This window comes from Burkholderia sp. SRS-W-2-2016 (assembly GCF_001931485.1).
Classification (GTDB): Bacteria; Pseudomonadota; Gammaproteobacteria; order Burkholderiales; family Burkholderiaceae; genus Paraburkholderia.
This window is the reverse complement of the sequence record NZ_MSDV01000021.1, coordinates 198,089-218,954: the sequence shown is the minus strand read 5'-3', so window position 1 is coordinate 218,954 and position 20,866 is coordinate 198,089. Positions and strand designations below refer to the sequence as shown.

At 63.4% G+C, this 20,866-nt stretch carries 19 protein-coding genes; 7 read left to right on the top strand and 12 right to left on the bottom strand.

The window, feature by feature from the left end:
• Positions 1-38 precede the first annotated feature (38 nt).
• The 7 genes from BTH42_RS10075 to BTH42_RS10045 form a co-directional block, all read right to left on the bottom strand.
• Positions 39-743: an EthD family reductase gene (locus tag BTH42_RS10075; RefSeq protein ID WP_075298565.1), complete on the bottom strand. Its 705-nt coding sequence runs from the start codon at positions 741-743 to the stop codon at positions 39-41.
• Between the two features lie 2 nt (positions 744-745).
• On the bottom strand, positions 746-1,264 hold the full coding sequence (gene hpaC, locus BTH42_RS10070) for a 4-hydroxyphenylacetate 3-monooxygenase, reductase component (protein WP_075298562.1): 519 nt from the start codon (positions 1,262-1,264) through the stop codon (positions 746-748).
• Positions 1,265-1,283: 19 nt separating this feature from the next.
• Entirely contained in the window at positions 1,284-2,498 is a 1,215-nt protein-coding gene (locus BTH42_RS10065; protein WP_075298681.1) for an acyl-CoA dehydrogenase family protein, read from the bottom strand.
• A 35-nt stretch (positions 2,499-2,533) separates the two neighbouring features.
• Positions 2,534-3,901 (bottom strand): MFS transporter, encoded by a 1,368-nt coding sequence (locus BTH42_RS10060; protein WP_075298559.1) that lies wholly within the window; start codon positions 3,899-3,901, stop codon positions 2,534-2,536.
• A gap of 693 nt (positions 3,902-4,594) precedes the next feature.
• A complete protein-coding gene (locus BTH42_RS10055; protein WP_075298557.1) occupies positions 4,595-5,110 on the bottom strand; it encodes a hypothetical protein in 516 nt (171 codons plus the stop codon).
• A 259-nt stretch (positions 5,111-5,369) separates the two neighbouring features.
• Positions 5,370-5,849: a nuclear transport factor 2 family protein gene (locus tag BTH42_RS10050; RefSeq protein ID WP_075298554.1), complete on the bottom strand. Its 480-nt coding sequence runs from the start codon at positions 5,847-5,849 to the stop codon at positions 5,370-5,372.
• Positions 5,850-5,858: 9 nt separating this feature from the next.
• Positions 5,859-6,587, bottom strand: coding sequence for a TetR/AcrR family transcriptional regulator (locus BTH42_RS10045; protein WP_075298551.1), 729 nt, complete (start codon positions 6,585-6,587; stop codon positions 5,859-5,861).
• 109 nt (positions 6,588-6,696) lie between these two features.
• On the opposite strand from BTH42_RS10045, the gene BTH42_RS10040 reads away from it, so the two are divergent.
• Positions 6,697-7,347, top strand: a complete 651-nt coding sequence (locus BTH42_RS10040; protein WP_075298548.1) for a YceI family protein — start codon at positions 6,697-6,699, stop codon at positions 7,345-7,347.
• A gap of 45 nt (positions 7,348-7,392) precedes the next feature.
• Here BTH42_RS10040 and tdh read toward each other — a convergent pair whose 3' ends face one another.
• Together tdh and BTH42_RS10030 are read right to left on the bottom strand one after the other, a co-directional pair.
• Entirely contained in the window at positions 7,393-8,421 is a 1,029-nt protein-coding gene (tdh, locus tag BTH42_RS10035; protein ID WP_075298545.1) for an L-threonine 3-dehydrogenase, read from the bottom strand.
• 40 nt (positions 8,422-8,461) lie between these two features.
• Positions 8,462-9,667, bottom strand: coding sequence for a glycine C-acetyltransferase (locus BTH42_RS10030; RefSeq protein ID WP_075298542.1), 1,206 nt, complete (start codon positions 9,665-9,667; stop codon positions 8,462-8,464).
• Between the two features lie 165 nt (positions 9,668-9,832).
• Between BTH42_RS10030 and BTH42_RS10025 the strand changes: the two genes are divergently transcribed.
• The 3 genes from BTH42_RS10025 (at position 9,833) to BTH42_RS10015 (ending at position 12,305) form a co-directional block, all read left to right on the top strand.
• Positions 9,833-10,480, top strand: a complete 648-nt coding sequence (locus BTH42_RS10025) for a helix-turn-helix domain-containing protein (protein ID WP_075298539.1) — start codon at positions 9,833-9,835, stop codon at positions 10,478-10,480.
• Positions 10,481-10,702: 222 nt separating this feature from the next.
• Positions 10,703-11,113, top strand: a complete 411-nt coding sequence (locus tag BTH42_RS10020) for a DUF2471 family protein (protein ID WP_075298536.1) — start codon at positions 10,703-10,705, stop codon at positions 11,111-11,113.
• A 109-nt stretch (positions 11,114-11,222) separates the two neighbouring features.
• Positions 11,223-12,305: a tyrosine-type recombinase/integrase gene (locus tag BTH42_RS10015; RefSeq protein WP_075298533.1), complete on the top strand. Its 1,083-nt coding sequence runs from the start codon at positions 11,223-11,225 to the stop codon at positions 12,303-12,305.
• Positions 12,306-12,423: 118 nt separating this feature from the next.
• On the opposite strand, the gene BTH42_RS10010 is transcribed toward BTH42_RS10015, so the two are convergent.
• Positions 12,424-13,641, bottom strand: coding sequence for a DNA-binding protein (locus tag BTH42_RS10010; RefSeq protein WP_075298530.1), 1,218 nt, complete (start codon positions 13,639-13,641; stop codon positions 12,424-12,426).
• Positions 13,642-15,843: 2,202 nt separating this feature from the next.
• Here BTH42_RS10010 and BTH42_RS10005 point away from each other — a divergent pair.
• A complete protein-coding gene (locus tag BTH42_RS10005; protein WP_075298527.1) occupies positions 15,844-17,199 on the top strand; it encodes a replication initiation protein in 1,356 nt (451 codons plus the stop codon).
• Positions 17,200-17,291: 92 nt separating this feature from the next.
• On the opposite strand, the gene BTH42_RS10000 is transcribed toward BTH42_RS10005, so the two are convergent.
• Positions 17,292-18,344: a ParB/RepB/Spo0J family partition protein gene (locus BTH42_RS10000; protein ID WP_075298524.1), complete on the bottom strand. Its 1,053-nt coding sequence runs from the start codon at positions 18,342-18,344 to the stop codon at positions 17,292-17,294.
• A gap of 24 nt (positions 18,345-18,368) precedes the next feature.
• The gene (parA, locus tag BTH42_RS09995; RefSeq protein WP_075298521.1) at positions 18,369-19,031 is read right to left on the bottom strand and encodes a ParA family partition ATPase; all 663 of its coding nucleotides are present in this window, start codon (positions 19,029-19,031) and stop codon (positions 18,369-18,371) included.
• Between the two features lie 413 nt (positions 19,032-19,444).
• Between parA and BTH42_RS35400 the strand changes: the two genes are divergently transcribed.
• Entirely contained in the window at positions 19,445-19,618 is a 174-nt protein-coding gene (locus BTH42_RS35400; protein ID WP_178392144.1) for a hypothetical protein, read from the top strand.
• Between the two features lie 886 nt (positions 19,619-20,504).
• Positions 20,505-20,864 carry an arsenate reductase (glutaredoxin) gene (arsC, locus tag BTH42_RS09985; RefSeq protein ID WP_075298516.1) on the top strand — a complete coding sequence of 120 codons (360 nt, stop codon included), beginning with the start codon at positions 20,505-20,507 and terminating at the stop codon, positions 20,862-20,864.
• Positions 20,865-20,866: the final 2 nt, after the last annotated feature.

Here is a 20,866-nt window from a genome sequence, read left to right as displayed (position 1 = left end):
CAAACGAAACGCGCGTCGCTTGACGCGCGACGTGCCGGTCAGTATGCCGCGAGGTTACCGTAGATGCTGTGCATTGCAAAATGAGGAGTCGCCCCGCTATATGGCGGCAGCGCGTGGAAATCGCGGCGCATTGCATCGCGGATTGGCGAGGCGAGCGCATCGGTCAGCGCGCTTGCATCGTCGAACACGACCTTGTTGCGTTGCATCGCGTTAGCCGGCGCGAACGGCAAAGCGCTGCGGCTGTCGATGCGCGTGTAGACCTCCAGTTCGCGCAGCGCCGGCAATTGCAGCATCAACGGCCGATGGTGCTCTAAATAGTGCGTGAGCCATGCGTTGAAGTCTTGCGCGACGCCTTCATACGCGACCAGATAGGTGCAGCGCGGTTCGTGTTGTGGTGCGACGCTCGCGTGCGATGGCGCGTACTTGCGTACCGCCATCACCTGCTGAGTGAAGGCTTGCGCCGGACTCGACTGCTCGCGCATGCCGGCCTGCAATGCACGCATGACCGCTCCGTCGGCGTCGAGCGCGGCTTCGAGCAGCGTGAGTCCGTCGAAGTACCACTGCAACACGCACGACGGCGCATCATGGGGCGCCGCGATACGCGCGTCGTGTTGACCGGCGATCGGCTCGTGCACGATAAGCCGGCGCAAGCCGGCGACCGCGCTCGCGGCGCGCTGCAATTCCCCGATGTCGGCCAGCGGCCGCGCATCGCTCGCGCCGATCAGAAACAGGCAGACCTGCATCGTCACGCCGCCTTGCGCGTGTCGGCCGCGCGCGCGAGTCGATGGAACTGTCGGCCGAAATAGACGAGCCCGTCGCCTTCGTCGCGCGTGGCAATGTGCGCGATCCGCACGAACATCACCGAATGCGAGCCGACTGTCTTGCTCTCGACTATCTTGCCCTCCAACGTCGCAATCGCCTCGGTCAGCACCGGCACGCCGAGCCTGCCCGGCTGCCACGCGCACTGGTCGAAGCGCGCGTCCATCGAACAGCCGGTCATCCCCGCGAACACGCTCGCCAGTTCCTGGCAGTGCGCGCCGAGGATGTTAATGCAGATGTCGGCGTTTTCGTGCAGCACGTCGTGCACATAACTCGATTGATTGATGCACACCAGCATCGTCGGCGGCGTATCGGTGACCGAGCAGACCGCGCTCGCGGTGATCCCGCAGCGGCCGCGCGGACCATCGGTGGTGATGATGTTGACCGCCGCGCCCAGGCAGGCCATCGCGTTGCGGAAGTGCGCGCGGGTTTCGTCGTGCGTCATCGCAGTCGCTCCTCGTCGTTCAGGGATAGGGCGTGACCGGCGGGATGCCGACAAACAGCGCGCCCGACGCGTCATACGTGCCTTCGCCGAGAAACGCGTGCTGCGTGACGACGATCGAATCGCGCACCAGCCGCTGCATCCGGCTCTCGTTGTAGATCGCGCCGATGCCGGCCATCTTGTACGCCTGCATCACCACGTCGGCGCAGGTGTGCGCGGCGTGGGTCGCGGACAGACGCAGCAGATTCGCTTCGTCCGCCGCGACCGGGTCGCCGGCCAGGATCGTGCGCCACGCCGCTTCCGCCGACTCGAAGAAGAACGCCCGCGCGCTGCGCAAATTCGCCTCGGCCTGCGCGAGGCCCGAACGGTAGTACGCGCGATCGGCCAGACGCGGCGCGCCGGTCGTCGTTTTGGTCACGCCCGACAGGCCGGCCAGCAGATCGAGCGCCGCGCGCGCGAGCCCGAGATTGACCGCCGCGTGCACCTGAGCCTGAAACGCGACGGCCGGGTAGCGATAGAGCGGCTCGTCGATCAGCGCCGCGCCGCCGCGCACGAAGGTCCACTGCTCGTCGACGAACTTGTTTTTCAGGCGCAGATCGTGACTGCCGGTGCCCTGCATGCCGACTACGTTCCAGTTGTCGACGATCTCGACCTCGCTCGCCGGGAACACCGCGGTAAATGGCTTGCCCGCGTTCGCATCGCCGGGTTTCGCCGGCGCACCGCCGATGCCGACGCCGATCCAGTCCGCGCCTTTGCAGCCGCTCGCGAAGCGCCATTGGCCCGACACGAGGTAGCCGCCGGCCGCGCGCTCAGCGGGTTGCAATGGGTACAGACCGCCGGCGAACACCTGATCCGGACCGCTCGCGTAGATGTGCGCCTGGGTTTCGAGCGGCAGCGCCGCGAGGTAGGTGTTGGCCGAGCCGAACGCGGCGACCCACGCGGTCGAACCATCGGCGATCGCGATGCGTTCGAGCATCGCCAGAAACTGCGCGGGCGGCAGCGCGTCGCCGCCGAAACGCTTCGGCGTGCTCGCGCGGAAAATGCCCGCGCGCTTCATCTTCGCGATCATGTCGCGCGGCACGTGCGAGACCTCGTGAAACTCGTCGCGACGGCGTTCGATTTCGACGATCAGTTCGTCCAGGGACAGCGGCCCCGAGTATTGTGGATAGTCATCCTGAGTATCGACGATTCGAGCGGCGTTGCAAGCGCGGGCGCTTGCGGTTTGAACGGCGTGCATGCGCATTACCTCTGGTTGCGATTGTGTGAGCGATGTCATTGGGCGTCCTGCTGCGCACGGATGCGCATCGCCTTCGGATAGGTCTCGCGGGCGAGCAGCGTCGCGATCACCGTGATCAGGCCGAGCGCGCCGAGATAGAGCGCGACCGGCGTCGCACTGCGATAGTGGGCGAGCAGCGCGGTGGCGATCATCGGCGACAGGCCGCCGCCGAGGACCGACGAAATCTCCCGGCCAATGCCGAGTCCCGAGAAGCGCAGGTGCACCGGCAGCATTTCGCTGATGAACGCGGGTTGCGCGCCTTCGAGAATGCCGAGCGTGACGCTGTTGGCCAGCACCAGCGCGGTGATCACTTTCCAGTAGACGCCGGAGCCAAGCAGTGCGAAGTAAGGCCATGCGACCAGCACGACCGCGATCGCGCCGGCCAGATAAACCGGCTTGCGGCCGACTTTGTCGGTCAGATAGCCGAAGAACAGCGAGAACGGGATCATCAGCAGCATCGACAGCGTCAGGCCACCGAGAATCCAGCTCGACTTCACGCCGATGAACTGGCCGTACGCGAGCGAGAACGCGAAGAAGATGTACGACGCACCGCCTTCGCCGAACCGCAGACCGAAGATCGTCAGCACTTCGCGCGGACATTGGCGCAGCACTTCGAGTACCGGCATGCGGGTCTCGCGGCTTGCCTGGTTCGCACGGTTTTCGCGGCGCTTCGCCTGCGCTTCCGCGTAGGCGGCGCTTTCGCCGACCGAGCGGCGCATCCACAGACCCAGCACGACGAGCGCGGCGCTGCACAGGAACGGAATGCGCCAGCCCCAGCTGTGGAAGTCGTCGGGCGGCAGATTCTGCGCGAGCAGGAATGCGCCGGTCGACAGCACGAAGCCGAACGCCGCGCCGCACGGGCTCCACGCGGACAGCGCGCCGCGCTTCGATTGCGGCGCGTTTTCGTGAATCAGCAGGATGCTGCCGCTCCATTCGCCGCCGGCGGCGAGCCCTTGCACGATGCGCAGACACACGAGCAGCACCGGCGCGGCGAGGCCGATCTGTTGATAGGTGGGCAGCAGGCCCATCAGCACGGTGGCCGTGCCCATCGTAAACAGCGTCAGCATCGTGACCAGCTTGCGGCCATAGCGATCGCCGATGTGCCCGCACAACACACCGCCGATCGGCCGCGCGATAAAGCCCACCGTGAAGCCGCCGAACGCGGCGATCGTGCCGGTCAGCGGATCGCTGCCGACCGGGAAGAACAGCTTGCCGAACACGAGTGCCGCGGCGGTGCCGTACAGGAAGAAGTCATACCATTCGAGGATCTGGCCGAGTACGGCGGTGGTGACCGCGCGGCGCACATCGCTCGTCGATCGGGCGGGCCGGCGTGCTGCGAGCGGCGCGCTCAGGTCGGAATTCATCGCGTCAGAGTTCATGGCTCAGGGAGAACGAAGTTAGGGTTCCCGCACGAGATGCGCTCTGCGCAGCGGGGAGGAATCACATCCGGACGGCATGGGGCTCACGATATGAGCCGCAGAAACCGCGGTCAAATTCGGGCCAAAAATGCGGGATATGAATTTGGTGCATGGGGCGCAGTGGGGGCTGCGGATGCATTGGTGGGGTTTATTGCGGGGTATACGGCGGGTTGATATGCCGCGCTGCGTATTCGTGCAGGGGCTTTGAGGGGATCGGCGGTGGACCGGCTCGCTCGCTTCGTATGTGATTTATACGCGGCTTAGCGGTGGTTTACGTGGGACCACACGCGCGAATGGTGAGGAGTTCCAGGAGACCTCGCATTGGTGAGGAATTCCAGGAGTTCACGCTATGGTGAGCCGTTCCAGGAGAGCGCGCTACGGTGAGGTTTTGCGGGAGCCGAGCGCGGCGTGCGTCTTATTGCGCTTGCCGTGGGTCCGCCTGGGTGAGCGCGTCCAGGATGGTGAGGATTTCCAGGCGTTCGACTATCACCGCTGCGCCAGCAAAAGGTGAGGAGTTCCAGGAGACAGCCTTAACGCCAGGTGCGGCGTGCATACGAAGCGGCTCACCGCTGCGCATCCGCGATGCTTCAGCCCCCGAAAAACCTCACCTCAACGCAATCGGGTGACTTAAGCCGTCCGTCAGAACTTCACCTTCACCTGAAACCCGATCGTAAACGGCAGGTTGTCCGAAGGAATCGGCGGAATCACGATGAAGTTCGCACCGACGCGCTTGTAGTCGACCATCACGATCGGTGCGACCACCGGGCCGATCGTGTGATCGTGGCCGAGTCCCCAGTTGCCGTAGTTGTAGCCCGAGATGATCCCGCCCATCACCGCGATGCGGATAAAGCCCCAGTGCGCGAAGTCCGGGCCCCACACGCCGCCGCCGTAATACGACGGCCGGCGCAGCGAGTTGCGAAAGCCGCCGGCCGTCAGCGCCCATTGATTGTTCAACCAGCACTCGACGCCGAGCCCCGGGTTGAACTGTTCGAAGTGGGTGTCGGGATCGGGATTGATGTGATACGAGCCGAGCATTGCGTCGACCCAGACGCCGCCGTCGCACCAGCCCGCGTGCGCGGCGGTGGTCGCCGCCAGGCTGGCGAACAACGCCACCGCGGTGCGCCGGATATTCTTGTTGATCTGCCGAAAGTGCATGTGTTCTCCGTCACCGGTCGGGCGCCGGTGTCATTGTCGTTTTGTCGCTTTGTCGTTGTATGTGCTGCCCGTCGCGCACTGTACCTGAAGCGGCGCGTGCGATGTTGAGGGCACGCTCGGGCGCTCGGGCACGTGGCGTGCCGACGGCCACAAAAGCAACGCTGCAACGATAACGGAGAACCGATGGCGAAGTGATGAACACAGAGTAAATAGCCGGCGCGCGTCGCCGCGCGCGCCCTTCGAGGCAATCCGGCGCCGCCTACAGACCGAGTTCGGTCAGGCTCGGATGGTCGTCCGGACGGCGGCCCAGCGGCCAATGGTACAGACGGTCGGCCTCGCGAATCGGCACGTCGTTGATGCTCGCGTGACGGCGCGCCATCAGACCGTGCTCGTTGAACTCCCAGTTCTCGTTGCCATAGGAGCGGAACCAGTTATTCGAATCGTCGTGCCACTCGTACGCGAAGCGCACCGCGATGCGATTGTCCGTCACCGCCCACAGCTCCTTGATCAACCGGTAGTCGAGTTCCTTCGCCCACTTGCGGCGCAGAAAGCCGACGATCTCCGCGCGGCCTTGCACGAACTCCGCGCGATTGCGCCAGATGCTGTCCGTCGTGTACGCGAGCGAGACCCGCTCGGGTTCGCGCGTGTTCCACGCGTCTTCCGCGGCGCGCACTTTCTGGATCGCGCTGTCGCGAGTAAACGGCGGCAGCGGCGGACGGGATTCGGTCGTATCGGCCATGATGGTTCCTCAGTCGGTAGAGGCGCGCCGGGATGGCGGCCGTCTGGTTGCTTGGGGCCTAGTGGCTTTCGCCGCGGGTTTGGTCGCGGATTTAGCCGCGGGTGTAGCCTCGGCTCGCGTTGCAAATGCCGCCTCGGTGTCGAGCAGAGCCTTTGCGATCTGCTGCGCGTCGCGCGCCGCGTCGGCCTCGCCGCTCACCAGCGCGACCGCGATCGAGCCGTCGAGTAGCACCAGCCACTGCCGTGCGAGCGGCGCCGCGCGACGCGTATCGAGCGCCGCTTCGGCCGCCAGCGCATCGCACTGCGCGCGCACGAATTCGAGCAGACGCAGCTTGTGTTTGCGCGCGACGACGCGGATCGGATCCTCGGCGCTGGCGATTTCACCCGCTGCGTTCAGAAAAGCGCAGCCATGAAAATCCGCCGACGCGAACCATTCCCGCAACACATCGAACATGCCGAGCAGCCGTTTGCGCGCGCTCTTCCCGCGCCGCTCGGTGCCGGCGATAAACCAGTTCATCCAGCGCTCGTCGCGCCGCTCGAGCGCGGCCGCGACCAGCGCATCTTTCGATTCGAAGTGCGTATAGAAGCTTTTACGCGCGGTGCCGGACTCGCGCACGATCGCATCGACGCCGGTCGCGTGGATGCCGCCGGCGTAAATCAACGCCTCGGCCGCATCGAGCAGACGGTCGCGCGCGGTGCCTGGCGGCAGCGGATCGGTGGGGATGGTTTCCTGTGTCATGGACGAAAGGTAGAACGATCATTCTCCTTCGTCAAGTTTTTTTATGTGCCGGCGGCATGGGTACGCTTGCTGCTATCGTTCGGAAGATAGCACTCCCGGAATCGCTTCGATGAATTCAACCGCTATTCGCACCGCCTGCGTGCGCGCGCTGCTCGGCGCGACGCTGCTCAGCGCGATGGCCTGCACGCCCGTGCAGGTGCTCACGCATTCGGTCAGCCAGAACGAGGCGCGGGTGCCGGTCGGCCGCTACGAGATCGATCAGGACCATACGAGCATCACGTTCGACATCGACCACTTCAAGTATTCGCGTTTTACGATGCGCTTCGATCGCAAGCACGGCCAGCTCGACTGGCATGAGGGCGGTCTGGACCACAGCACGGCCGCGGTCACGATCGACGCCGCGAGCATCAACACCAACGTGCCGCTGCTCGACAAGATGGTGAAAAGCGACAGCATGCTCGACGTCGCGCGCTATCCGGAGATCCGCTTTACGAGCACGCGTTTCGAGCGCACCGGCGAGTCGCGTGGCACGCTGAGCGGCGATCTGACGATCCGCGGCGTCACGCAACCGGTCACGCTCGATGTCACGTTCAACGGCTTCGCGCCCGATCCGCTGACGAAGAAAGACACGCTAGGCTTTTCCGCGGACGGCCATTTCAGCCGCGCGAAGTTCGGCCTCGCGACGTGGTATCCGGCGGTCGGCGACGACATTCACGTGCGCATTCAGGCCGAATTCGTGAAAACGCCCGCAGGCGCGTGAGCGGGCTGCGGGCGTTGCGCAATTTATAACGCGGGTCGCGTTGAATCAGGCGGTCCAGTCGAGAATCACCTTGCCGCTCTCGCCGGAGAGCATCGTCGCGAAGGCCTGCTGATAGTCGTCGACCTTGAAATGGTGCGTGAGGATCGGCGACAGATCGAGGCCGCTTTGCAGCATCGCGACCATCTTGTACCAGGTCTCGAACATCTCGCGACCATAAATACCCTTGATTTCAAGGCCTTTAAAGATCACCTGAGTCCAGTCGATCGCGGTCTGCGCGGGCGGAATGCCGAGCAACGCGATCTTGCCGCCGTGGTTCATCGCCTCCAGCATGCTCGTGAACGCGCTCGGCACGCCGGACATTTCCAGACCGACGTCGAAGCCTTCGGCCATGTGCAGATCGTGCATCACGTCCTGCAGCGATTCGCGCGCCACGTTCACCGCCCGCGTCGCGCCCATCTTACGCGCGAGTTCGAGCCGGTAGTCGTTGACATCGGTGATCACGACGTTGCGCGCGCCGACATGCTTCGCGATCGCGACCGCCATGATGCCGATCGGTCCCGCGCCGGTGATCAGCACGTCTTCGCCGACCAGATTGAACGACAGTGCGGTATGCGTCGCGTTGCCGAACGGATCGAAGATCGCGGCGAGATCGTCGGAGATGTCGGGCGGAATCTTGAACGCGTTGAACGCCGGAATCACCAGGTATTCGGCAAACGCGCCTTCGCGATTCACGCCGACGCCGATCGTGTTGCGGCACAGATGCCGGCGCCCCGCGCGACAGTTGCGGCAGAAACCGCAGGTGATATGCCCTTCGCCCGATACGCGGTCGCCGATCGCGAAGCCGCGCACTTCCTGCCCCATCTCGACGATTTCGCCGACATATTCATGGCCGACGTGCATCGGCACCGGAATTGTTTTTTGTGCCCAGTCGTCCCACTTCCAGATATGAATGTCGGTGCCGCAGATCGCGGTGCGCGTGATGCGGATCATCACGTCGTTATGGCCGACTTCCGGCTTCGGCACGTCCGTGAGCGTGAGGCCCGGCGCGCGTTCGAGTTTTGCCAATGCTTTCATTCAAGACTCCTTGCTGATTCTGCCGCCTTCAACTCACCACTCACGCACCGATCACACCGAGTTCACGGCCGACGCGCGCAAACGCCGCCACCGCGCGATCGATCTGCTCGGGCGTATGCGCGGCGCTCATCTGCGTGCGGATGCGTGCGCGGCCGCGCGGCACCACCGGGAACGAAAAGCCGATTACGTAGACGCCTTCCTTGAGCAGCGCATCGGCCATCTTGCCGGCCAGTTGCGCGTCGCCGAGCATCACCGGAATGATCGGATGTTCGCCCGGCACCAGCGTGAAGCCGAGCGCGCTCATCTCGCGGCGGAAATGCGCGCCGTTTTCGCGCACGCGTGCGCGCAGTTGCGCGCCTTCTTCGCTGGCCAGCAATTCGAGTACCTTCAGCGACGCGGCCGCGATGCTCGGCGTCAGCGTGTTCGAGAACAGGTACGGGCGCGAGCGCTGCCGCAGCAATTCGACGATCTCGCGACGCGCGGCCACGTAGCCGCCCGATGCGCCGCCGAGCGCCTTGCCGAGCGTGCCGGTGATGATGTCGACGCGCGCCATCACCCCGCAATGCTCGGGCGTGCCGCGGCCGTGTTCGCCGATGAAGCCGACCGCGTGCGAGTCGTCGACCATCACCAGCGCGCCATATTTGTCGGCCAGATCGCAGATGCCGGCGAGGTTCGCGATGATGCCGTCCATCGAGAACACGCCGTCGGTCGCGATCAGCTTGAAGCGTGCGCCGGCCGCCTCGGCTTCCTGCAAGCGCGCTTCCAGATCGGCGAGGTCGTTGTTCTTGTAGCGCAGACGTTTTGCCTTCGACAGCCGCACGCCGTCGATGATGCTCGCGTGATTCAGCTCGTCGCTGATGATCGCGTCGTTTTCATCGAGCAGCGTTTCGAAGAGGCCGCCGTTCGCGTCGAAGCAGCTCGAATAGAGAATGCAGTCGTCGGTTTGCAGGAAGGCGGCGAGCGCCGCCTCGAGTTGCTTGTGCACGGTTTGCGTGCCGCAGATGAAACGCACCGACGCCATGCCGAAGCCGTCGTTGTCGAGCCCCTCTTTTGCGGCTTCGATCAGGCGCGCGTCGTCGGCGAGGCCCAGATAGTTGTTCGCGCAGAAGTTGAGTACGCCGCTGCCGTCGGCGAGCCGCACGTCGGCCGACTGCGGGCTCGCGATCACGCGTTCGCTTTTATAGAAGCCGTCGGCGCGAATCTGCTCGAGGGTGTTGCGCAGATGCGCCAGGTATTGGTCTCGCATGATCGGGGCTCCTGATCGAAGTGGCGCTTGCCGTCAGAACCTGCGCCATGCGACGCATGCGCTACGTGGATGAGGGCGAGGCGGCCTGTTATAGTCGGCTGTCAGCTTTATCGGATATTTTCGTTTTTTCGAACTAAAATCCGGTATATCGAACAACTCTAAACGATGGGTCTGGAAATGGCAAGTTCGGGTACACGCCGCGCCGCGGCCAATGCGGCGGCCGCCACAGCGCCGGCAAGCGCGTCGGCGCCGCCCGCCAATGCTGCGCCGCCGCGCGTCGGCGAGCAGATTCAGCGGCTGCGCGCCGAGCGGCGCATGACGCTCGACGACCTGTCGCGCGCGGCCGGCGTGTCGAAGTCGATGCTCTCCGAGATCGAGCGAGACAAGGCTAATCCAACGATCGCGGTCGCATGGCGCCTGACCAATGCGCTCGGCGTGAGCCTCGATTCGCTGTTCGCGCCGCCGAAGGCGCCGGAGGCGATCGCCGTCGCCGGCTCGCACGATATTCCTACGCTAAGCGGTCACGACGCGAAATACCAGTTGCGCGTGTGGGGCCCGATCGATCTGGCCGGCAAATTCGAATGGTATGAGTTGACGCTGCAGCCGGGCGGAGCGCTGGTGTCGAGCGCGCACGAGCCGGGCACGCGCGAGCATCTGACCGTGCTGCATGGAGCGATCGAGGTCGAAGCGGCCGGCACGACGAAGCGGTTGAAGCTGGCCGATACCGCGAGATATGTCGCGGATGAGCCGCATGCGATTCGCAATGTCGGCAGGAGCGAGGCGAAGGCGTTGCTGGTGGTGATTCACGGGTAACGATGGATTCCGGCCAGCCAGTGAGCATAGGCCGATGAGCATCGGATAGATGTTGACGCGTGAACGCCGACTACAGGGCATTCGCGAAAAGCCTCGGCTAGCGGGCGTTTCAGCATCCCATCGGTAGTTGGTTCGCCCTTCGCCGGCCGCTCTGGGCTGTTCGGCCAGGTTGCGCCCGATACTGTATGTTTGTACAGTATCGAGTGTCGATTGGAGCCGAGAATGAACAACCTGAACGCCGTCCCTACCGATCAAACGCTCGCCGCGCTGCGCTATCAAACCGCCGCGCGCGACCTCGAGCACATCGTGCGCAGCATCGCTGCGCGCTACATCGCCCAGCAGGTGCCGCTCACGTGGCGGCTGCTGCACGCGATCGAAGCCGAAGCGCTCGCCGATCTCGGCTTCGCGAGCCGGCACGATGCGCTAATGCTCGGGCTATTCCAGCGGCCATCGGATCTGCCGTATCCGGAGACGGACGACGGCGTCGACTTCGGCACTTCCAACGCATTGCCGGCGGTGTTTGCGTTTGCGGTCAGCGCGTACGAGCAGGCCGCGCGGGAAGCGGCGCTGCGAGCGGCACAGCAACCGCTGGAACAGATGCCGCTGAAACGCACGCGAGCCTGGGGCGGCTGAGATGACGGCCGTTGGCGAAACGGGCCGTGTTTCGCATCGAGACTGCATGGCGACATGCCAGCGCCTACAATACGCAAAATAAAATGCGCAACTAACGGAAGAAATACCGATGTCTCCTCCCCATCTGTCCGACCCCGTTCCCCGTCCCGCGCCGGATACCGATCTGTTCGACCAGCAACGCGAAGACTGGCGCCGCGATCCGCAGGTCGCGTTCGATGCATGGCTCGCGAAACAGCATTTCCGCCGTTCTTCCGCGCTCGTGTATCAGGCGCAGTGGGGGCAGTTTCTCGAATGGCTCGGCACGCGCCAGCAAAGTATCGCAACGGTCGATACCCCCGCGATCGCCGAATTCGTCGCCGGTCTCGAGATCCGTAAAACGCAACGGATGCGTTATTTAAGGCTGATCGAGCGCGTGCTCGATCATGTCCGCGCGATCGAATCGGCGTCGACTAATCCGGCTCGCTTCATTGCTCAGGATGGCGAAGCAGCGTGGCGCAACGCGCGCGACAACGAACCGACCAGTTTTCTCACTCATGCCGAACGCACCGCGCTGATCGCGCAGCTGTTTGCGCCGTTGCCCGCGTTATCGACCGCGCAGCGTTGGCGCGAGCGTCGCGATCGCGCGTTGATTGCAGTGTTTCTGGGTGGCGGGGTGAAAACCGGCGAGGCCGCGGCTCTTTCGGTTAGTTGCGTGAATGCGGGTTCGCCGTGGGTCACGATCGAGTCCGCGAATCCAATGCTGACGCGCCGCACGCGGCTCGCGCCGTTCGCGGCCGCGATTCTCGATGCGTGGCTCGCCGAACGGCGGCTCACGGAGCTGGCCGGCAATCTGGTGTTTCCAGCCTCGCCATCCGGACGTCCGATGCATAAGGCAACGATGCTGCGCGCGGTCGATGCGCTGGTGGAGGCCGCCGGCATCGCCGCGTCGCGCCAGTCGCGCGCGAGTCCGCAGACCTTGCGCAACACCTTTGCGGCGGACCTGTTCGAGAGCGGGGTGGAGGCCGAACAGGTCGGTCAGTGGCTCGGCTTCGTGCAGGCGGTGTCCGCGAACCGGCTGTATCGGGCGTGGCAAACGTGGTTTGAACAGCAGGATGCGCCGGCGGCCGAAGTGCCGGATCCAGCGGCGGCGCCGTTGGCCGCACCTAGAAGCGACGGGCGTTTGACGCGTAAACCGGGCACCGGCGAGCCCTGAAAGTCCTCACCGTCCGGGTCCCGAATTTCCTCACCTTTGACGGTTTGTCCACCGGATTGGCGGGGAAGCGGTGGAGGAAGCGGCCGGTGAAAATTAACCGCGCCGCTCACGAACCGCATCAGAAAGAACGCGCGGACACCTCGGCCGGTTTGTCATCCGCCAGAAACTGACTGACCGCCGCCAGCCTCGATTCGCCGAGGCCCGACGAGTGCTCGCACTCCGGACACAGCAGCTCGAAGCGGTGATCGACCTGCGACAGCTCCGGCTCACCTTCCTCGCATTTCGGGCAACGCGTGGGCAGGCTCACCTGGCCGTCGGCCGCGGTGCCGATCATGCCCAGTTCTTCGTCGCTGAGCCGCCCGGCGCTGACCAGCGAACACAGCAAGCCGGCGATCGCCGGATCGATGCCCTGCTGGGCCCGCAGGCTCGCGACCTCTTTCGTCAATGCATCGACCTCGTCCGACTGCTCGCGCAACTGCGCATCGAGCCGGTCGCCGCGCGCCTTCGCCGCGGCAATCTGCTGAATGAACTCGAACTCCTTGCGGCTCGCGTCGCGTACGCCGGACTGATAGGTCGAGGCCATGCTGCGCAGCGAATCGAGCTCGACCAGCATCGGCTTCACGCGCCGTTCGGCTTCGGCGACCGCGTCCTTGATCTGCTGCGCGTAGTGCTCGGTGCTTTGACGCAGTTCTACATGCAACGCATCGATCCGGTCGCGCAACGCGGCATTCGTCGTCTGCTCATTTTCGAGACGCTGACGTAGCGATTCGTTTTCCTGATCCAGCCGACGGGTCGTTGCCTGTAAACCTTCTAGCTGAACGTTGCCGTGCGTAGTGGCGTTCAGCAGTTCGCCTTCGAGCGCGCGAAGTCGTTCCCATGCGGCGTCGGCGCGGGCTTCGCTGCGTTTGATCGCTTCATCGGCCGCGTCGCGACGGATGTCCGCGTCGCGCACACGTTGTTCGGCCGCGCTGATCTGCGCGCGCATTTCGGTGCGTTCGCCATCGAGCGAGGTCCTCGCCTGCGCGACGGCTTCCTCGAACAGCGCACCGAGCAATTCACCCGCGCGTTCTTCGAGTGCCTTCGGAATTGCGCCCGCGCCGACCTTCACGCGCGACACGTTGCGGATGCGTTCCCAGAAATGGTCGATGTCTTTCGGGATATCGCTGGCGCTGCCGGTCTGGGTGAGATCGCGTACTGCCGCCATCGACGGACGTATACCGAGATCGAAAAACAGTCGTTTACAGGCATGCAGGGACAGATCCTGCCGACGCACGCCTTGCGCGCGCATCGTTTCGAGCTCCTCGCGAATGGCTTGCCGCTCCTGATCCAGATTCATGTTTACCTCGGTATCGCCTGAATTGGATGGATCATAACAATTTACGTAGCGTTTGCTACTAATTTGTTCATAGCAATGGAATTGGCGTAAACGGACGGAGTTTTAGGACAGAAGGGTGTCGGTAAACGCTTGCAGTATCGTTTTTCCGTGAAACAAATCGAAGAATAGCCAATAAGCCATTGTAAATAAAGAGACTTATTGGTCATTCCATCGATCGCGCACTGTTTCACGGAGACTGTCTATTGGCAGCGGGGTTGAGTGAGCCGTGTCTCACGGGCTCGCGGGGGAAAAGCTAGAGAGTAATAAAAGTAAACACCTTTGAACCCTTGTTAAAAACGTTAACGCCACGGCAAACCCTTGCCTGGCGGGGTTTACAGCGGGGCAAGGTGAAGCTTTGCGGGAGAGGTGGTGAGCGTATACGGGGACTTCGAGTGATGGGGTTCGGGGACGCTGGTGAGCAGGTCCGGGAAAGAACGTGAGCGGGTTCGGGAAACGCCGTATACGTTGGGCTTTTCCAAAGGTGAGATTTTGCGGGACCTGGCCGCCCGGAATCGCCCGACCGCACGCGAAAACCCTTGTCCGGCCTGGTTCACGCCGAAGTGAGCGTTTTCGGGAGGCCTTCGCACACGGGTTTTGCCGGCTATTTTGGGCCCGTAAACCTCAATGGTGAGACAGCACGGGAGAAAACGGCGAACGAAGGTGAGGTTTTACGGGGCTGGGATGCCGGTTTTGCTGAAACTTTGCGCAAATCAGGCCTTGAGGTGAGGTTTTACGGGAGCGTCGACCGGTTCCGGCCGGGTATCGGGCGCAAACGCTTGCCGGCCGGTGCGGGAATTGAGGGCAAAGGTGAGCGGATTCGGGAGACGAGCGAGCGGCCGGATCGGTGACCTGGTTTGCGGCGCGTTTTTGCCTAAAGGTGAGGCTTTTCGGGAGGTTTGGGCCGGGTTTCAGTGCGCTAAGGTGAGGGAATACGGGACCAAAATACAGGCAGTGAGTCGCGGAGCCCGCGGCTGGCGGGGCTTTTCGGGGCCGCGTTAACCGGGTTTCAAACTCCAAGGGTGAGAATTTTCGGGAGTCTTTGAATCTCTTGTCGAACCGTGCTGCGGTGCCGAAAAGCGCTGTGAGGTGAGATTTTACGGGGACCGGAGGCGCTCAGGGCTCTCCTGGCGTTTTCGTAAGTGTTTGAAATCATTGGGTTTATGATCTCCGGCTTCTGAAGGTGAGCGTTTTCGGGACCTTGCCGGAGAGGTTGTGCAAGCGCCAGGTAATCCGGAAAGGTGAGGTTTTTCGGGGGGTTTTTTTGGCGAAAGTCGGTACTGGTGCGGCTGGAGCGGATGCGGCTTCGCACCATTCGCCGGCGCTAAGGTGAGACTTTTCGGGAATGGCGGAGCGTCGGGACTTCGCGGAAGGCTCGATTTTGGTGGTAGCGGTGAGTTCATTCCGCTTGCCAGGTCGATTTCGGTGGCTGGAAACACCCGTAAACCTGAGGGATGCAGGGGCGCCGGTATACGCCGAGGTTGGTTTACCGGCGGGTCTTCGGATTGTCCGGTGAGTGTCGGAGTGGTTAACCGTGCACCCGAGAGGGCTGGGCGGCATTGCATGCGACGGCGCAGCTTGGTGAGGGCGTGGAGCCTCGCTGGGACGCGTTAGATGGGATGGGGTCACCGTCCTTATGGCGATGCCATGTGCGCGGAACGGGGCTGTCTCACGTCATTCGGGCCGCAGCCTCGGCTCGGCGTGCTATAGCGGCACTGAACCGCCTCGATGCCGGTAGATTGGCTCTTCGATAAGTAGGCGCGCGGCGGTGTCCAGTTTCGGTCCTGCGCTGTCGATAAGCGAGAGACGCGAAGCCGTAACCTGCACGATCGCTTCATTCCGTGACGCCTGCTTCGGCAAACCGTTAACCCGCGCCGGTTTACCGGCGCCACCCAAAAATCCGCAAAAATTTTTAAGGTGAGGAGATTCGGGATCGCATGCTCCCCGTCCGGCCCGACCCGAAATGTGCCGGTTTTTGTAAACGCCGCGACCTGCAAGGAACGCCCGAACCTGGCCGCCCAGCGCTGAGGTGAGGGTTTTCGGGAGCGGTTCGAGGTGAGCCGCGCTTCGTAAACTCGCATCACCGGCAACGGTGAGACAGGCGCTATAGACGCGTATCACCACAGCCGGTATGCTCTCGCGAAATCCCCCTCCTCACCCCGACGCATGGCCACGAAGCGCGCGAAAAAGACCGATGTTGTCAGCCCGAGTTCGGCTGAATTGCGCAAAGCCGTCGAGGCGATCGCGATCCAGCCCAAGAGCGGCAAGATCACGCTGCTGACCCGCAAGCTGTTCAACGTGCTGCTCGCGGTGGCCCAGCAGGCGGACGAATCGGGCGACACGTATCGCGCGCTGCTGTCCGACATCGTCGCCAATTCCGCATTCGATTCCAACGACACCGCGCTCGTCAAGGAACACCTGCGCCGCATGGTGTCGGTGCAGGTCGAGTGGAGCACTGGCACGTCGAGTCAGAAGCCGGGCCGCAAATGGGGTATTTCGACGCTGATCGCCGACGCCGAAATTCTCGAAGACCCGACCACCCGCCGTGTGTGGGTCGAGTTTTCGTTCGCGCCGAAGATCAAGAAAAAGCTGCTCGATCCGGTGCAGTACGCGCGCCTGAGCCTGCAGTTCCAGAGCCAGCTGCGCAGCAGCGCGGGCCTCGCGCTCTACGAAATCTGCGTGCGCTATCTGACCAACCCGAGCCATCTGACGATGCGCGAGACCTGGGAATGGTGGCGCCCGATCCTGTCGGGCACGCCGGACACCGAGGCCGGCGACGAAGCGAAGCGCGAGTACAAGTATTTCAAGCGCGATTATCTGCGCCCGGCGATCGCCGAGGTCAACGCGGTCACGAACATCTTCGTCGAACTGATCGAGCATCGCGAAGGCCGGCGCGTCGCCGAAATCCAGTTCCGCGTGACCGAGCGCAAGCAGCCGATGCTCGCGCTCGACGAGCATCCGAACGTGTTCGACAGCACGCTGGTCGACCGGATGGTGAAGATCGGCATCCCGCTGAAGGAAGCGCAGACGCTGTACGCGGACAGCGAGGAAAACCGGATCCGCGCCGCGTTGCAGATGACCGAGCAGCGCATGCGCAGCACCTCGCTGCCGCCGGTGCGCAGCGCGCCCGCACTGTTCAAGGATGCGTTGAAGAAAGGTTATGCGCCGCCGGTCGAGGCGTTGCCGTCCACCGGTGCAGGGGCTGGCGGTAAAGCCGCACTCGCGGGGGCCGACGATCTGAAGGCGCGGCTGCTCGGCGAATACTCGGCGTACCGCCGCAAGCAGGCGTACGAGCTGTACAACGAACAGGGCGACTCGGAGCGCGATGTTGCGCGTCAGTCGTTCGAGGAAGAGGAACTGCCGGGGCTCGGGACCCACATGCGTGACGACTGGCGTCGTCGTGGGCTGGAGTCGAAGATCGTCGAAACCGCGTTCTTCGATTGGCTCGCGCGCAAGACCTGGGGCGAACCCACCGATGGCGATCTGCTCGCCTTTACGCTGAGCCAGTCGCGCGCGGCGTAAGTCTCGACTGAGCGGAGCTGGTAGCTGGTTTCGTCAGAACTCTCGGGATGAGCGGTGCGGCCGCTGTGTGCCGCCCCGCTCCCTTCCCCGCTTTACTTCAGCATCTTTTCAATCTGCCGCAGGATGTCGTCGCGCTTTTCACGCGTGAGGCCCTTCAGGCGCAACTCGAGTCGATCGTCGCCATACGACTTGAGGTCGCCGACCGAAACCCCACTAAGCTTGATTTCCAGACGCTGCGCATAGCGTTGCCGTCCGGCCGGCTTCGCGCTTTCCGGGGCGGTCGCGCGGCCTTTGACGATGTCGGCCACCTGACGGGTGCTCAGATCGTCGGCGAGGATCCGGTTGATCAGCCGCAGCGTCGCGTCCGCGCCGCGCGCGGTGTGGTAGCGCCCCACCTGATACGCCATGTTCGAACCGAAGCGGTCCGGGCGCGCGACCATCTCCTGCATCACCGTTTCCGGCAACTTGGCGATCGACAGCGCGACCGCAATGGTCGATTCGTCGAGGCCGAGATGTTCGGCGAGCTCCTTCTGGCTCTGGAAATGCCGGTCGTCGAGAAAGCGTCGCCAGACCACCGCGTTGTCGAAGACCGTCTGCGAATCGCGCTGCACGTTCAGGTCATAGCCGAGCTTGTAGCTCTGGATGCCGATCGGCAGATCGATGACGATCGCCTTCACCGATTCCTTGTTCGCCTCTTTCAGCGCTCGCACGCGCCGGCCGCCGTCGCTGACGAAGTAGCTGCCGGGGTTGTCGTAGTCGGGGATCACGTGAATCGCCTGCTGCTGCCCCTGCTTCGCCAGATTGACGGCGAGCTCGGCAATCGATGACTTCACATAGAAGTAGCGCGGGTTGAACGGGCTCGGCTTGATGTTCTTCAGCGCCAGCTCGATCACCTGACCGGGGCGGTAGCCGTGCTCGAGCCGCCATGCCCGATAGGCCGCCGATTCGTTGGCCGACTCGGGCGCCTCGGCTTCCTGCAGACGGGCCGGCACGACGGCCGGGATCGCGCGGCCGGCCACGGCCGGTTTGGCGTCGTTTCTGACCAGACCATCGATCGCATTCAGACGATCGAGCGCGGTGCGCTTTTCGCTGCTGGTGGTATCGGGGCGTGCTTGAAAGCCTTTGGCGAATTGGGACGGTTTCATTCAGGGTCCTTTATGCGCATAAATTCACGGGAGCAAGGCGGCGATCTCGTTCGCGCACGCCCGTACTTCTAGCGCGGCGAGCTTCGCGCCGCGGTCGTTCATCTGGAGTACCGTCTGCCCCAACGCCATCGCCTGCTTGTAGGCTTCGCGGGTTGGGATCTGGGTCTTGAGCAGCGGGAAGCCGAGTTCTTCGAGCGCGCGCTTGAGTTCGCGCGTGAGCATCCGCTTCTCTTCGGTCTTGTTGAGCAGGAACACCGCACGCAGGTCTTCGTTCATCACCTGGGCCTGCTGGACCAGTTTGACGAGGCCGATGCTCGACCAGTAATCCGCGGGGGATGACGACGTCGGGATCACCGCGACACTCGCTGCGAGCAGGACAACGCCGGAGACTTTCTCGGTGATGGAGGGCGGGCAGTCGACCACGATGATGTCGTAGTCGGCCACGAACTTCTTGATCTCGCGATGGATCTGGCTACCGGCTTCGGAGAGGTTGACGACGGGAAATGGGATACCGACATCGCCGTCGGAAGAGGCACTGGCCCAGTGAATCAGGGTGTTCTGACCATCCGCGTCGACGACCAGGACGCGTTTGCCTTTCTCATGGAACGCAGCACCGAGATGCATCGCGATCGTGCTCTTCCCGACCCCGCCCTTCTGCTGTGTTACCGCGATGATTTCTGCCGCCAAATTCCACCTCCTCTTTTTAGATGCAAATGGATTTTACCTGGGCGAATTCGTATTTCAAACGATTTGTGTAAATGAAATCGTAATTAGCCTCCGAATTAGCCATTCGGCCAAGGCTTTATGCGCATAAAGGTCGCCGTGGTCTCAGCGGGATGAGGGAGTGAGAGGCGGCAGGCTGTGTGGGGTCTCTGTTGAGATAGGGCGCACGGTCTTGAGATCGGCGGTCGGACGATGAGGCGATGGGTGATGCCTGGGTTGGGTCGTGCGGGGATGCCTAGGGTTCTGGGGTATCTGTTTGCCGCGGCATGCGATGCCCGATGCCCGATGCCCGATGCCCGATGCCCGATGCCCGATGCCCGATGCCCGATGCCCGATGGCGCGGTAAGCGGTAAGCGGTAAGCGGTAAGCGGTAAGCGATGGCGATGGCGATGGCGATGGCGATGGCGATGGCGATGGCGATGGCGATGGCGATGGCGATGGCGATGGCGATGGCAGTGAGTCGCCGGACAACGGGGCGGGAGTTTATGCGCATAAAGCCCGGCCAGCACTCATCGAGGTGCTGCTACGTGGAGGAAGTCCAGTTGTTGTGAGGGGGCCCTAGGCCAATCCATTTCACTCGGGAGTACGGGCATGTACGGCCGTGCCTTGCTGTCTCGCGCTGGTTGGCGCGCTTGGTGTGAGCATCCCCGGACCAGGTGCAAATACCTCTTCGGGTAAGGATGGGCGCGTGGCCATTCTCTGCCCTACTTAGCGGTCAACGGGCCTTGCACGCAGTCGCAATTGGGCGTGGTGTTTTCGACTCCGGCTCTTCTACAGCAGCCCCGCTTTATGCGCATAAAGCGAGGCGTTCAACTTTGCGAGCGAGTGATCCAGAACCGGGGCATCCCGACAGCCCGGTTGCGGATAAGCGGTGGGAAATTTGCCTCGCGTGGGCGCATAGGTGCACCCTAGGCCTCCGATTGACACCCTCCCCTTCCGCTCCTTGGCACCCAATTGGGCCGCGAGCCTGCCGTAACAGTCGCTCGCGCTTAAGGCCGTACTGCTCGTCCAAAGCACCGCTGGTTTATGCGCATAAACCCAAGGTCAAACTCTGCGTGGGGGATCCACGCCGTGGGGCAGATTGACGGGGGGAGTGCCGGTCGAACGCGCTTCGTGTGTGTGCTGATCTCCGAATCACAGATGACGCGCACGGTCGACGCTGATCCCCGCGGGGACGGAAACGTGCGCCATAGGAACACGACGCACTGGTGCTGACGCGACACCATTGCCCTGCTCTGCCAGCGCCTCACCACCCAGCCGCCCGCGCGACCTCACGCGCAACACCTCACGCGCAACACCTCACGCGCAACACCTCACGCGCAACACCTCACGCGCGAACGGTTCGCCCCTCCCAGAATCCGCGTCGCCCGCCCACCCGCTAAAATCGCACGACACGTCCTCCGCGGCGCAACCCATTACGAAGCCATACCCACCGCAATGATCACCATCTATCACAACCCTCGCTGCTCCAAATCCCGCGCTGCTTGCGAACTCGTCGCAGGCACCTACAACAGCGCGAACGAGCCGACCGAAGTCGTCGAATATCTGAAGCAACCGCTCACCGTTGACGAACTCAAGAAGCTCAACGCGCAACTCGGGTGCCCAGTGCGCGACATGATTCGCGACACCGAAGCCGAATACAAAGAACTCAATCTCGCCGATCCGTCGCTGACCGATGCCGAGCTATTCGACGCGGTCGCTAAACATCCGATCCTGCTGCAACGTCCGATCGTCGTCCGAGGCGGCCGCGCAGTGATTGGCCGCCCACCGGAAAACGTCGCCGCGCTGTTCGCCTGAAC

Coding starts and splice junctions, on each gene's coding strand:
- tdh (WP_075298545.1), bottom strand. CDS start 8,421: ATGAAAGCATTGGCAAAACTCGAACGCGCGCCGGGCCTCACGCTCACG.
- BTH42_RS10045 (WP_075298551.1), bottom strand. CDS start 6,587: ATGACACAGGAAACCATCCCCACCGATCCGCTGCCGCCAGGCACCGCG.
- BTH42_RS10030 (WP_075298542.1), bottom strand. CDS start 9,667: ATGCGAGACCAATACCTGGCGCATCTGCGCAACACCCTCGAGCAGATT.
- BTH42_RS10010 (WP_075298530.1), bottom strand. CDS start 13,641: ATGAATCTGGATCAGGAGCGGCAAGCCATTCGCGAGGAGCTCGAAACG.
- BTH42_RS10050 (WP_075298554.1), bottom strand. CDS start 5,849: ATGGCCGATACGACCGAATCCCGTCCGCCGCTGCCGCCGTTTACTCGC.
- BTH42_RS10055 (WP_075298557.1), bottom strand. CDS start 5,110: ATGCACTTTCGGCAGATCAACAAGAATATCCGGCGCACCGCGGTGGCG.
- BTH42_RS10060 (WP_075298559.1), bottom strand. CDS start 3,901: ATGAATTCCGACCTGAGCGCGCCGCTCGCAGCACGCCGGCCCGCCCGA.
- hpaC (WP_075298562.1), bottom strand. CDS start 1,264: ATGACGCACGACGAAACCCGCGCGCACTTCCGCAACGCGATGGCCTGC.
- BTH42_RS10020 (WP_075298536.1), top strand. CDS start 10,703: ATGAACAACCTGAACGCCGTCCCTACCGATCAAACGCTCGCCGCGCTG.
- BTH42_RS10005 (WP_075298527.1), top strand. CDS start 15,844: ATGGCCACGAAGCGCGCGAAAAAGACCGATGTTGTCAGCCCGAGTTCG.
- BTH42_RS10075 (WP_075298565.1), bottom strand. CDS start 743: ATGCAGGTCTGCCTGTTTCTGATCGGCGCGAGCGATGCGCGGCCGCTG.
- BTH42_RS10015 (WP_075298533.1), top strand. CDS start 11,223: ATGTCTCCTCCCCATCTGTCCGACCCCGTTCCCCGTCCCGCGCCGGAT.
- BTH42_RS10040 (WP_075298548.1), top strand. CDS start 6,697: ATGAATTCAACCGCTATTCGCACCGCCTGCGTGCGCGCGCTGCTCGGC.
- arsC (WP_075298516.1), top strand. CDS start 20,505: ATGATCACCATCTATCACAACCCTCGCTGCTCCAAATCCCGCGCTGCT.
- BTH42_RS10065 (WP_075298681.1), bottom strand. CDS start 2,498: ATGCACGCCGTTCAAACCGCAAGCGCCCGCGCTTGCAACGCCGCTCGA.
- BTH42_RS35400 (WP_178392144.1), top strand. CDS start 19,445: ATGGCGATGGCGATGGCGATGGCGATGGCGATGGCGATGGCGATGGCG.
- BTH42_RS10000 (WP_075298524.1), bottom strand. CDS start 18,344: ATGAAACCGTCCCAATTCGCCAAAGGCTTTCAAGCACGCCCCGATACC.
- BTH42_RS10025 (WP_075298539.1), top strand. CDS start 9,833: ATGGGTCTGGAAATGGCAAGTTCGGGTACACGCCGCGCCGCGGCCAAT.